Source organism: Nostoc sp. 2RC, assembly GCF_014222165.1.
GTDB classification, from domain to species: Bacteria; Cyanobacteriota; Cyanobacteriia; order Cyanobacteriales; family Nostocaceae; genus Nostoc; species Nostoc linckia.
Genome location: NZ_JACKZU010000270.1, coordinates 1 through 11,431 on the forward strand (window position 1 = coordinate 1; position 11,431 = coordinate 11,431).

Annotated in this window: 11 protein-coding genes; 4 read left to right on the forward strand and 7 right to left on the reverse strand. The window is 38.0% G+C overall.

Going from position 1 to position 11,431, the window contains the following annotated elements; all coding sequences use genetic code 11:
• Nucleotides 1-305 precede the first annotated feature (305 nt).
• From arsS to GNE10_RS24660, 5 genes are all read right to left on the reverse strand, one after another.
• Entirely contained in the window at nucleotides 306-1,313 is a 1,008-nt protein-coding gene (arsS, locus tag GNE10_RS24640) for an arsenosugar biosynthesis radical SAM (seleno)protein ArsS (protein ID WP_185567490.1), read from the reverse strand.
• Nucleotides 1,314-1,352: 39 nt separating this feature from the next.
• Nucleotides 1,353-2,312, reverse strand: coding sequence for an inorganic phosphate transporter (locus tag GNE10_RS24645; protein ID WP_185567492.1), 960 nt, complete (start codon nucleotides 2,310-2,312; stop codon nucleotides 1,353-1,355).
• A gap of 371 nt (nucleotides 2,313-2,683) precedes the next feature.
• Entirely contained in the window at nucleotides 2,684-3,652 is a 969-nt protein-coding gene (gene arsM, locus GNE10_RS24650) for an arsenosugar biosynthesis arsenite methyltransferase ArsM (protein ID WP_185567494.1), read from the reverse strand.
• Between the two features lie 207 nt (nucleotides 3,653-3,859).
• The gene (locus GNE10_RS24655; protein ID WP_185567496.1) at nucleotides 3,860-4,534 is read right to left on the reverse strand and encodes a response regulator transcription factor; all 675 of its coding nucleotides are present in this window, start codon (nucleotides 4,532-4,534) and stop codon (nucleotides 3,860-3,862) included.
• A gap of 193 nt (nucleotides 4,535-4,727) precedes the next feature.
• The gene (locus tag GNE10_RS24660; RefSeq protein WP_185567498.1) at nucleotides 4,728-5,015 is read right to left on the reverse strand and encodes a Mo-dependent nitrogenase C-terminal domain-containing protein; all 288 of its coding nucleotides are present in this window, start codon (nucleotides 5,013-5,015) and stop codon (nucleotides 4,728-4,730) included.
• Nucleotides 5,016-5,448: 433 nt separating this feature from the next.
• Between GNE10_RS24660 and GNE10_RS24665 the strand changes: the two genes are divergently transcribed.
• Nucleotides 5,449-6,066, forward strand: coding sequence for a class I SAM-dependent methyltransferase (locus tag GNE10_RS24665; protein WP_185567500.1), 618 nt, complete (start codon nucleotides 5,449-5,451; stop codon nucleotides 6,064-6,066).
• 230 nt (nucleotides 6,067-6,296) lie between these two features.
• Here the strand turns inward: GNE10_RS24665 and GNE10_RS24670 are convergent, their stop codons facing one another.
• The gene (locus tag GNE10_RS24670; RefSeq protein WP_185567502.1) at nucleotides 6,297-6,809 is read right to left on the reverse strand and encodes a GNAT family N-acetyltransferase; all 513 of its coding nucleotides are present in this window, start codon (nucleotides 6,807-6,809) and stop codon (nucleotides 6,297-6,299) included.
• Nucleotides 6,810-7,164: 355 nt separating this feature from the next.
• Here GNE10_RS24670 and GNE10_RS24675 point away from each other — a divergent pair, with 355 nt between their 5' ends.
• From GNE10_RS24675 to GNE10_RS24685, 3 genes are all read left to right on the forward strand, one after another.
• Complete coding sequence (locus GNE10_RS24675) at nucleotides 7,165-7,359, forward strand: hypothetical protein (protein WP_099068019.1); 195 nt, start codon at nucleotides 7,165-7,167, stop codon at nucleotides 7,357-7,359.
• A 407-nt stretch (nucleotides 7,360-7,766) separates the two neighbouring features.
• Nucleotides 7,767-9,938: an ATP-binding protein gene (locus GNE10_RS24680; RefSeq protein ID WP_185567505.1), complete on the forward strand. Its 2,172-nt coding sequence runs from the start codon at nucleotides 7,767-7,769 to the stop codon at nucleotides 9,936-9,938.
• Between the two features lie 57 nt (nucleotides 9,939-9,995).
• Nucleotides 9,996-10,442 carry a response regulator gene (locus GNE10_RS24685; RefSeq protein WP_185567507.1) on the forward strand — a complete coding sequence of 149 codons (447 nt, stop codon included), beginning with the start codon at nucleotides 9,996-9,998 and terminating at the stop codon, nucleotides 10,440-10,442.
• An 81-nt stretch (nucleotides 10,443-10,523) separates the two neighbouring features.
• On the opposite strand, the gene GNE10_RS24690 is transcribed toward GNE10_RS24685, so the two are convergent.
• The gene (locus tag GNE10_RS24690) at nucleotides 10,524-11,243 is read right to left on the reverse strand and encodes a DUF4079 domain-containing protein (RefSeq protein WP_185567509.1); all 720 of its coding nucleotides are present in this window, start codon (nucleotides 11,241-11,243) and stop codon (nucleotides 10,524-10,526) included.
• Nucleotides 11,244-11,431: the final 188 nt, after the last annotated feature.

Genomic DNA, 11,431 nt, shown 5'->3' on the forward strand with positions numbered 1-11,431 from the left:
CAGAGGTGAAACGCTGCTGCGGCAACGATAGTTTAGGGGTTGCCCTACGCTAAAATAGCTCGATGCCAGGTTCTATTTTTTTATCCATAATATTGGCACAAGAAAAGTAAAAGCCGTGTAAATTGATAAAATTGCACGGCTTTTTAATAATGTAGTGTAAGGAAACTTAAGTAATTATCATGTTAAGTTTATTGGACTACTAGTGATAGATACATCACGTAATTTGTAATAAAATTGTCCTTTTATGACTTGAATATTACTTGAAGTACCTGCTATTTTAATCGTCTATGATTTTTTTGTTGGCTTTAGAGTAAAGCACCACTACAACTGGAACCACAGCCAGCAGTACAACCATAGCAATAAGGAGCAGTTTGTACTTCATTAATCAGGTCTAAACTACCAACTTCTAGCAATTTGGTAACCGTCAAGTTTTCACCTTTACGAGTTTTCGCAGGTATATTCATCATCTGGTTAAAGTCACAATCATATACATTACCGAGATAATCAATCGAAATTTCATCGCGACACATTAAATGTTCAATTGTGCTGGGATTAAAATGTGATTCCAAAAACTGCAAATAGCTGGCATACAGTTTTCTTCGTTCTAGATACATTTTAGTTCTACCAACTGGCAGATTAGTAATTGTGAAAAGGTTATTAAACACAACATTAAAATGTTTTTGTAAAAACATTTTGTAATCTTGTTCTAACTTACTCTGTTCTGGAGCTAAAGAAAATTTTTCTGCTGTAGGTAACTGAGGATTAAATACTAAGTCCAAAATTAAGTTTGATTCTTTTCCATAACCGAGTTGGTTAAGCCACTGCAAAGCTTTTATTGAACTCTCAAAAACACCAATACCGCGCATTTTATCAACATTGTCTGACAAATAACAGGGAAGAGAAGCGACAATTTTTAACTCATGTTTAGCAAAGTATTCTGGTAAATTACCAAAACCATTTTCAAAATAAATAGTTAAGTTAGACCTGACAATTACCTGTTTACCAGCTAATTTTGCTGCTTCTACCAGTGGTTTAAATCCATAATTCATTTCGGGTGCACCACCAGTCAAATCCACAATTTTTATTTCTGGAAATCTCTGGATTATTGAAATTAATTGTTCGCAAACTTCTGGGGAAAGTTCTTCTGTACGTTTTGGACTAGCTTCGACGTGACAGTGTGTACAAGCTAAGTTACAGCGCCTACCAATATTAATTTGCAAAACAGTAATTCTTTTTTTTGTTAAAGGAAAATTAATTTTGTCTTTAAATGGAGTTACAGATGTATCTACTGTATTTGTTGATTGAATTTGCATTATTGCTCCTTGAAGATGATTAAAATCTATTGAATGCTTCTAGCCTTGTAGTAATCTGTAGGTTATTCCACCAATAACTGCGGCGGTCGGTAAAGTTAAAATCCACGATAAAAATATTTGGTAAAAAACACGAATATTTGATTTTTTACCAATCAAGCCGACTCCAAAAATAGAAGCGACAGAAAGATGAGTGATAGACACTGGAAGCCCAAAATAGTTACTTGTAATATATAGCAGTCCTGTTACTACATTTGCTGATAAGCCTTGAGTATGATTCATTGAAGTAATTTTTTCACTCATGGTTATTGCAACTTTTTGGGAGTTGAGTAAACCCCCAAGGGCCATTGCGATCGCAACGGTAATCATTGCTCCCTGAATCGAAAAATACTCGATAATTAAAATCAGTGACACAACCTTGGGAGTATAATTAAATCCTCTAGCAAAACTAATAATTCCTGCACTAATAAAATGACAAGTATCGGCAATTTTCCGGTTAATTATCAGGTTATATTTATAGTTGATATAAGTTGATACACTATAAATTAGTCCTCCCAAGAGAATAGCAATCACTGGACTGACTAATAAGGGCAAAATAAAAGAACCCACCAAAGCGGCAAAATTAACTTTGAGTCCGATCGCTATTAATCCAGCACCAACAATAGCACCGATTAAACTGTGAGTTGTGGAAATAGGAAATCCCATGAAAGTGGCAATTAGTACGGTTAAACCAGCAGCGATCGCCACTGCCAAATGAAACTCTGGTGCATTGGCAATGGTATTTGGTACTAGTCCTTTTCCTAAAAAGATTTTAATTGATGTATTTCCTAAAAAAGTTGCAGTTACAGCACCAGCAAAAGTTGTAAAAGTTGACCATAAAATTGCTGTTTGATAACTGCATGTACGGCTACTGAATAGCGTTGCTACACCTTTAAAATTATCATTTCCACCATTACAATATGCTAAAAAAAGCGTGGCTAAAAATAAATTAATTAACAACATTTGAGGATTTATAAATAAAAAAGTCTCAATTCAGGATTCAGAATTTTATTAATCAAGTATTCAAATTTTATATTCCTTTTGCAGTTGCACATAATGATTTTCAATTCTGAACGAGAGTTACTCCACTTGGGTAACCATTGCTTTTGGAAGGTTTCCTGCTGTCTAGGGAAGCCGTTTCTGTTTTCTAAAGTCCAGAGCAACATATAAAGTCTAAGACGATAGTACTTACTTTTAACAACTGAATTACATCAGTTTTCACTTATATGAGGTACAGAGTAACTAGTATAAAAAGTAGGAAATAAAAGAAGAATTTCTATGTTTAATTATCCAGTTGTGTACCTCATTTATTTGCAAAGTGCTGTATCACAGATTTAACAGCAACCGCCACCACTATAATGCCAAGTAGAATCAGTAATAATTATTTCTACTGCCTTAATAGCTGCTAATTTAGCAGCAGTTTTATCGCACACGGCTGCGGGAATACCCCGTTGAAGTAAATGACCTGCCGAATCATCGAAGAAAGGTTCCGAACCAGCATAAATCGCTGTTTTTCCAGTGAAAATACAAGCACCGTCTTCTGGAATAGCAATCTTAAAACAAACAGAATCCAAACTTTCTAAAAGTAAGTTTTCTTTTAAATTATAAGTCTGGGAATCTAGTAGACGATAAGGACGACGCGCACGAATTTCAACTTGACCAAAGCCTGCATTTATAATCCGTTCAGTATACTCTTCATAGGTGAGTGCCCCTGATAAACACATAGCTCTGAGTCGCTCATCCTGTTGGAGATGCACTGGAATTGAACGAGTAGCAATAGGATCGCTCATCTGTAAACGTCCACCTGGTTTTAATACCCGATACGTTTCTTTTAAAGCACGAGTTAAATCTTCTGGTTCAAAGATGTTGAAAAGGCAATTCTGTGCGACGATATCAACGCTAGCATCAGTAACAGGTAAGTTGAAAGCATCGCCTTCCCTGATTTCTACAAAACTGGTGTCAAACCAGGGGTTCTCTTGAGCAGCAATTTCTAGGTTGCGTGCCGCAGCTTCTCGCATAGCCGCAACTGGTTCAACGGCAATGACAGCACCTGCATAACGGGAAAAATAACCGAACTGCAAAGCTTCTAAGCCACCGCCAACACCAACATACAGCACAGTTGGCTGATTTCCTAGTTCAGTGGGATGAACAGTAGTACCACAACCATAGTTCATTTGCTGCATTGGCAAAGGAATTTTTAATCCCGGTAGTTGCAGGGGGGCACTTTGCACACAACAAAGTCCAACTTCTGGGGTTTGGGCGACTTCGCGGTAAAATTGGGCTGCTGTTTCTAAATAGGTCATGCTACTTGAGATTTTGAACGATTACAGCTTTGTGCATCCTAATATAATTAACTCTCAGTTGCATGAGTTGTTGCTGAGATTGCCAAAAAACCCAAATTTTCCTAATATAGAAAAATTTGGGTTTTTAAATTATTTAAAATATTTAAAATTCGAGTAGACAGATGAGATGGGGCAGAGAAAGCAGTAAAGACAAATGTCCAATGCCCCCTAACCACATAATGTGTAGCCGACACCAGTGACGGTTTGAATAAGGCACTTTTCGTTATTAGCTTCAAGTTTTAGTCGTAGGTAGCGAATGTATGGTTCGATGACGTTGGTATCGCCCATGAAGTGGTAACCCCAGACTTCTTCTAAAATGCGATCGCATGTAATCACTTGTCGCGGATGGATGAGAAAATATTCCAGTAAATCAAATTCCTTAGTTGTTAATTCAACTAACCGCTGACATCGGTAGACTTGGCGTGTGCGACGATTTAAACTCAGGTCTTCAAATTCTAAAATATCTACGGTGTTTGCTTGATGTCTTCTTCGCAGATGAATGCGGACTCTGGCTAATAATTCATCAATGTTGAAGGGTTTAACTACATAATCATCAGCACCAGCGTCTAAGCCTGCAATGCCATCGCTCGCTTGATCTTTGACGGTTAGTAAGATTATTGGTACTTCATTAGCAATACTTCGCAGACGGTGGCAAATCTCCAACCCTGACAAACCAGGTAGCATCAAATCTAAAATCACTAAATCTAGATGCAATTCCCGTACTGCTGTCAGTGCAGTTAATCCATCGTAGGCGATGCTAACTTGATAACCTTCATAATTCAATTCAGATTCAATAAATCGTGCCAGTTTGACTTCATCTTCAATCAGTAAGATGTGCGTCATGATAATGTTAATGATTTCAGCAGGGTACGGTAAGCAACAATCCGGTTTGGAAACACTGTCTTGGAGGTGTCAGCGACTAAATAGCCAGACATCTAATTAGATGTACGCTAGCTTAGTATAAATCTGAGTGAGTAACAACCGTAAATCTCTAATTATCGATGACTGCTAAATCAAACAACGATACCACTAACTATTAACAATAGGCCGTGATATCTTCACCGCATTCATCGGCAAGATAACAGAGCGCTCTGAAACGCAACCCAACCACTTCCTCGTACAAAGGATTTAATTTACACATTGGTGGAATATGAAATAGCTTGCGACCAAACACAGTAATATCTCGTTCAAATGGACACTGAGCAGGAATAGCTTTGCAGAGGAAATGTGCCAATTTGGAGTTGTGAATTTCTAAGGCTTCCAACCACTGGCGGACTGGTTGCAACAGATTTTGGTGTAACCGGATTGCAATAAAGCTTAACATAATCGCTCTCCTTGATATTTTTAAAATAGATTGGGTTTGGTTAATTTGAATCTCTATGAATACATACGGTCGGGTCTAATAGTTTTATGCAACGATCGCTCGTTTTTTAGTTTTCCATGAGAGATAGCTAAACTCTCTAGGAACACTATTAACTACTCATTCAAGTGCCAAAATTCCAGATAATTTGCCGAGATGAGCATAAGTATTTTGGCAAAGGTTAGGCTAGATATTGCCGGATTGCAAAGTTATAAGCTCTCAAGAGCATTTCTTTTCGTGTTGGTTGTTAACTGTTGACAGTCAACCGTCAGCGGTCAACTAACTTCATCACCCATTGTGCAATTTAAAAGCCTAATACCTTAGTTAATCAACTTCAAAGGAGGCGCAGCTATTTACCCTCAAAAAGCATCAAGCTTTGGGTAAACTGCGGAAACTCATGAGCTATGACTTTCTTAATAACAAAAAGTTCCTTTTCGATCGCTGGGCACCAAGCTACGATTGGCTGCTTCCTTCAGTATTTTATCGAGCCATCCACAAGCGCTTGCTAGAGTACGTCAATTTACCAGAGCAAGCTAATGTCCTCGATATTGGCTGTGGTACCGGACGTTTACTCGGACGCCTTGCCACGAAGTTCCCAGATTTGCGGGGTACCGGATTAGATTTATCTACTAATATGTTGCGGATGGCAAGACTCACCAACCGCCACCATCCGCGCTTGATTTTTGTTGAGGGCAAAGCTGAGTCTCTTCCTTTTGCTGATGGTCAGTTTGATGCTGTTTTCAGCACTATCAGCTTTTTGCATTATTTGGAACCTCAACAGGTGATTAGTGAAATAGCACGGGTACTTTCTCCCGGTGGATGCTTTTATTTGGTTGATTTTACTTTCAAAAAACAGGTACAAACTCAACTATTGCCAATTTCTTTGGCTGGAATTCGATTCTACAGCCCCGAACAACGTCAGGTTCTAGCTGCTTGTGCTGGATTATCGTGTTTGAATCACCATTATTTATTAGGCCCTGTGTTGCTCACGATTTTTGCTAAACCTGGGATTTGAAGTGGAAACTCAAGGATTGGAAATACCTGGTATTGGGGAACTCCAAAAAATAAACAATAGCTGAAAGCGTTGACTGTTGACTGTTCACCTGTCAAAGGTCAATGCATATCTTATAGCAAATTGCAACTTTGTGAGGTACAGGTAATTGTAAGGGCGTAGGCTTTGCCTTCCTGTAGGGTACGGCTGTTCGCCCCTACGTGTATACTTCATTTACCTGGAAAACGCTGTAATTAAGAATTGGGACGATACTCCATAAAGACTACAGGAACTTTAAGTAGTTTTTTAGCTAATTGTGAGAATCTAAATTTATCCTTGAGTACAGAGGAGACTTTTGTCTTGGGGAATTCTGGGAGGTCTGCAAAAGATATTGGTACAAAACCAAAGCGACTGTAAAAGTCTGCCAATCGCTGACCCAAACATTCAAGATAAAGTGGTTGCGTTGCTGTGTTAATCAAATGCTGGGTGAGTAAAGTACCCAAACCACGACCTCTCCAAGATGGTGCAACTACTAAACTACCAAGTTCTTGTGCCCCTGAGAAATTACGCAGCTGTCCACAGGCTACCAGATGGCGTAGGCTTTGCCCGCCGTAGGCATCGCATTCAATTACCCAAAATTGCCGCCAATTTAATTGGGTTGGGTCGAGTTTCGCTGAAAACACTAGCAATCGAATCGGCCATCGATCGCTAGATGTTGCCTTGCGAAGCACACACCCAGATGGTAATGATACATTATTTTGATTCATTAATTATACTTTAGTAAAATGTAAAAATTATTACATAAATTAAAATTATAAAGGAGGGAAATCTTGATAATTCAAATTAGGGGATTGAAAAAAAGACACATCAAAACATTGCCATCGGCCAGCTGGTTTGAAATGTTTAATTTTATCCATAGTTGAAATTAGTTGCTCTGTACCCAATTACTAGGGTATCTTCTATTGCTTGTTATATATGAATTTTTCATAACTATAGATAATTATTACTAAATAATACTTTCGACAGAGGGGCGATTCAGCAATAACTATATTCTAGATAGATAAGGATACAGCCCTAGTTTTCTTAAAATACTACTAAGAGTAAATGATTAGGAATCTAATAATGTCTGAACAACAAAAATCTACTAAGCAAGATAATACAACTGCCTCTTCTGGTGGCTACCAAACTACCCTTGACGAAGCTAACCGCCAAACTGGTGATGCTGAAAAAAGTGATGCCAAAACTTCTGCTACCCCAGAAGCACCACAAAATGATACCGTACAAGGCAGCCCAAATCAAGGAACTGAGTCACGTTAATTAATTTCAACCTTCCCAAATTTTACTTATTTTGTGGCGGTTTTTAATGAGTTTAATCTCGTAATTTGAGAGTGGATATGTGGTGTAATCCCCACAGATATCCACTCTTTTTTTTAAAGGCATTCACAATGTAGAATAAGACGATGGCAAGTTTAAATATAGTGGAGAAATTCCAGATAAAAGATAAACGCTGGAAAAACTCAATTTATCAGGTTTGAGCTGAACACAATGTCATCGATTTTAATTAGTTACAAGGTTGTCAACAGCTAAAATCAATAACTCAATTTTTATAATCTTATCATAAAATATTGCTGATTATACTAGTATAATTTCATTCTATAATAGCCAGAGTTTGCCGTGAGAGCTAAAACTGATTTAGTTATTAGCTATGGTTGTACGAATATTCTATGAATAAAGTATCAGAAAAATTTGTTGGCGGTGGTTTTAGCTTGGCATTACTGCTAATTTCTGTTGTCGCCGCAGCTTCTTACTTAAGTATTCAAAGGTTAACGGCACAAAAGCAATGGGTAGTTCATACCCAACAAGTTACAGAATCGATAGCTCGTGTACGTATTCACCTTGGTAACGCTGAGAGCGCACAAAATAGCTATATTTTCACAGAAAATACACTTTACCGAGAAACCTATAAGCAGCAGAAGCAGAAAGTTTACCAACTGCTTAAAGATATGCGGAGGCTAAGCAGTAATAACCCTAATCAACAAAAGCGACTTGATACACTTGAACCTCTAGTAGCGGAGAAATTTTCTCTGCTTGAGCAGTCCATTGACTTGTTTAAGGAAAAAAGTTTAGATAAGGCAACTCAAAGATCTATTGTCGATCGCAGCATAGAAATCGGCAAACAAATCCAAGCAATAGAAAATAAGGAAAAAACGTTATTACAAGGGAAAACACCAGCTAATGAAGATCTTTTTCAGGAAATCGTTATTATAGTCAGCCTGGGATATATTTTCAGTTTAGTTTTGCTAATTGTAGTTTACTCACTGCTACAAAAGCAAATTCAGATGAACAAGATTTTATCACAAGAAGCTATTTGTTTAGAACAGCAAGCTGCAAAAGCAAAACTAGCAGATATTTTAGAAACGATTACAGATGCTTTTGTTGCTCTAGATCCCAATTCATGCTACACCTACATCAATCACAAAGCCGAACAAATATTCAATTGCCACACCATAGATTTGATTGGTAAAAGTATCTGGGAAGTATTTCCGGAAACTGCCAAGTATAAATTTTATCAAATTTACCATCAGGCAGTGACAGAACAGCGAGTCATTCACATGGAAGAATATTATGCACCCTTCGATCGCTGGGTTGAATATTGTATGTACCCCTCAACAGAAGGAGTATCAATTCTCTTTCAAGATGTCACTCGCCGCAAATCGGCGGAAATTGCTTTAGAAGCAAGTGAAAAACGCTATCGCTCGCTAGTAATTGCTACTTCTCAAGCCGTCTGGATAGCTGATAAAAATGGGATGATAAATGAGCAAAGTGATGTCCAAATCAAGGAAGGGGAATGGCTAAATGCAATTCATCCTGAGGATCGAGAGTTGACAGAATTGTTGTGGACTGAGGCAGTAAAAACCAAAAATCTTTACTTTAGTGAATATCGCGTGCGAGTTGCAGATGGTAGCTATCGGTTTTTTGCCGCTCGTGGAGTTCCTATTTTAAATGCCAACAACGAAATTCAAGAGTGGATAGGTACTTGTACTGATATTACAGAACGCAAACTTGCACAACAGGCACTACAACAAATCAACGATGAACTAGAAATCAAGGTTCAGGAACGAACAGCAGAATTACAAAAGTTAAATGAAGATCTAAAACGCTCTAACCAAGAATTAGAGCAGTTTGCCTATGTAGCTTCCCACGATTTACAAGAGCCATTGCGAACTGTAACAAGTTATACCCAATTATTAGAGAAGGAATATCAACACCGTCTCGATGATTCTGCTCAAGAATACTTGGCTTACATTGTAGATGGGGCAAAGCGGATGCAGCAGTTGATTCAAGACTTGCTAGCTTATTCCCGTGTGGGAACTTGCACTCAAGAATTTGTGCTTGTTGATTGTAATATGGCACTGAGTCTAGCTCTGAGTAATTTACATGTAGCGATCGCCGAAAGTCAAGCTATCATCACTCATGACCCTTTACCAAAGTTACTCGCAGACAAAACCCAAATGGTGCAACTATTCCAAAATTTGGTGGGCAATGCCATCAAGTTTTGCCCAAAAGAGCCACCCAAAATTCATATTGGCGCTCTCAGAAGAGATGGGGGAACAGGAGAGGTAGCAAGAGAATTCCTCACTCCTAACTCGCCATTTCCCATTCCCGACTCACAATGGCTCATCTGGGTACAGGACAATGGCATCGGTATTAAGTCTCGTTATCTAGAGAGGATTTTTGAAGTTTTCCGACGCCTTCACACTCGTCGAGAATTTCCTGGTACAGGCATTGGTTTGGCTATCTGTAAAAAAATTGTCGAACGGCATGGTGGCTGCATTTGGGCTGAGTCTGAGCCTGGTGTAGGAACTGTATTTTATTTTACTCTCAATACAGATTAAGCTATCTTTCAAAGATATATACTAGATTATTAATGTTAATAACTTTCTAATAACTGCATGATTGACGATGGGGCATTCCGACCTATTGAAATTTTGCTAGTTGAAGACTCTCCTAGCGATGCAAACTTAACCATCAAAGGCTTCTCAAATGCCAGAATTGCCAATAACTTGCATTGGGTTGAAGATGGTGAAAGTGCTATGAACTACTTGCTGTTGCAAGGAGAGTTTGCTGATGCTATGCGTCCAGACTTAATCCTTTTGGATTTAAATCTTCCAGGGATGGATGGACGCGAAGTGTTAACAGAAATCAAATCCGACCCAAATCTCAGATTTATTCCTGTTGTTGTCATGACCACTTCAAATGATGAGCAAGACATATCATATTCTTACAATCTTAATGCTAATTGCTATGTCACAAAACCTATTGATGTCTACCAGTTTATTCAAGTTCTACAGTTGATTAAAGATTTCTGGCTGGTAGCAGCAACATTGCCACGAAAGTAATAAATGACATAATAGCAATTCCAAATTTAAAATAACGAAATGCAAAGGGCGCAAGTATTACCCCATAACCAATCCCTTGGTTTATTTTGGCGTTTGAGGATTTGCTGTTGGACAAGTTTGATTGGCGTAATCACACTGATAAATGTACTGTTCTTGCCAACTCAGGGGAATTTCTATTAAGTCTCGCGTTCCTGTTATACCTTGACCAATAAATAACAGTAAAGCAATACAATTTAAAATTGTATGGATAATGCGCCAGCGATGAGATTTATCTTGATAAATATCTTGAACAATTGCTAGGGAAAAAATCATCAATAATGCTGCGGTCATGCCAATATAAAAATGTGACCAATACCACTCATTATCGCGCCGAAATACTCCATCTTGAAAGCCAAGAATCACTAACCCTGTGCCAGTTAAAGTGGCAAAAATTCCTCGCCATATTCGCTGTTGAGCGCGATAAAGTAGCACTAAAGAAGCAATAACTCCCACAAATATTAACAGAATCAAAATAACTTGAAAAGGTGTTTGATTCCACAATTGATTTTTAATAATATTTTTGCCAATTGGGTAAGATAATCCTATTAAAGTTACTCCCACAACTGCACTTGTTAACCATTCACCTAATTGTTTGTGTTCTGGGCCTACCACTGGAGGAATTTTACTTTTATTTCCCGCTAAAATTTGCAATCGACGCTGACGTGTTTGCCAAGCAAAATTAACTACGATACCAATGAGCGGAAATACAAAGATCACTGCGATCGCTGGATGTAAAATAGCGAAAATATCTGCTATCTGCATAGAACACCTTTTGATGAATTATTAATGCCTGGGAGAGTCAAATATTAATAAAATTTATAATTGTTCAATTGCAGGATTTTTTGTGTTAACTCCAGTACCCACATCCATCATCTTGGCTAAATACTGTAATTTCATAGCTTTGCTGTGGCAAAATTTATCTGTAAATTAAATTTTACGTATTATACCAT

Coding starts and splice junctions, on each gene's coding strand:
- GNE10_RS24675 (WP_099068019.1), top strand. CDS start 7,165: ATGTCTGAACAACAAAAATCTACTAAGCAAGATAATACAACTGCCTCT.
- GNE10_RS24680 (WP_185567505.1), top strand. CDS start 7,767: ATGAATAAAGTATCAGAAAAATTTGTTGGCGGTGGTTTTAGCTTGGCA.
- arsM (WP_185567494.1), bottom strand. CDS start 3,652: ATGACCTATTTAGAAACAGCAGCCCAATTTTACCGCGAAGTCGCCCAA.
- GNE10_RS24665 (WP_185567500.1), top strand. CDS start 5,449: ATGAGCTATGACTTTCTTAATAACAAAAAGTTCCTTTTCGATCGCTGG.
- GNE10_RS24645 (WP_185567492.1), bottom strand. CDS start 2,312: ATGTTGTTAATTAATTTATTTTTAGCCACGCTTTTTTTAGCATATTGT.
- GNE10_RS24690 (WP_185567509.1), bottom strand. CDS start 11,243: ATGCAGATAGCAGATATTTTCGCTATTTTACATCCAGCGATCGCAGTG.
- arsS (WP_185567490.1), bottom strand. CDS start 1,313: ATGCAAATTCAATCAACAAATACAGTAGATACATCTGTAACTCCATTT.
- GNE10_RS24655 (WP_185567496.1), bottom strand. CDS start 4,534: ATGACGCACATCTTACTGATTGAAGATGAAGTCAAACTGGCACGATTT.
- GNE10_RS24670 (WP_185567502.1), bottom strand. CDS start 6,809: ATGAATCAAAATAATGTATCATTACCATCTGGGTGTGTGCTTCGCAAG.
- GNE10_RS24660 (WP_185567498.1), bottom strand. CDS start 5,015: ATGTTAAGCTTTATTGCAATCCGGTTACACCAAAATCTGTTGCAACCA.
- GNE10_RS24685 (WP_185567507.1), top strand. CDS start 9,996: ATGATTGACGATGGGGCATTCCGACCTATTGAAATTTTGCTAGTTGAA.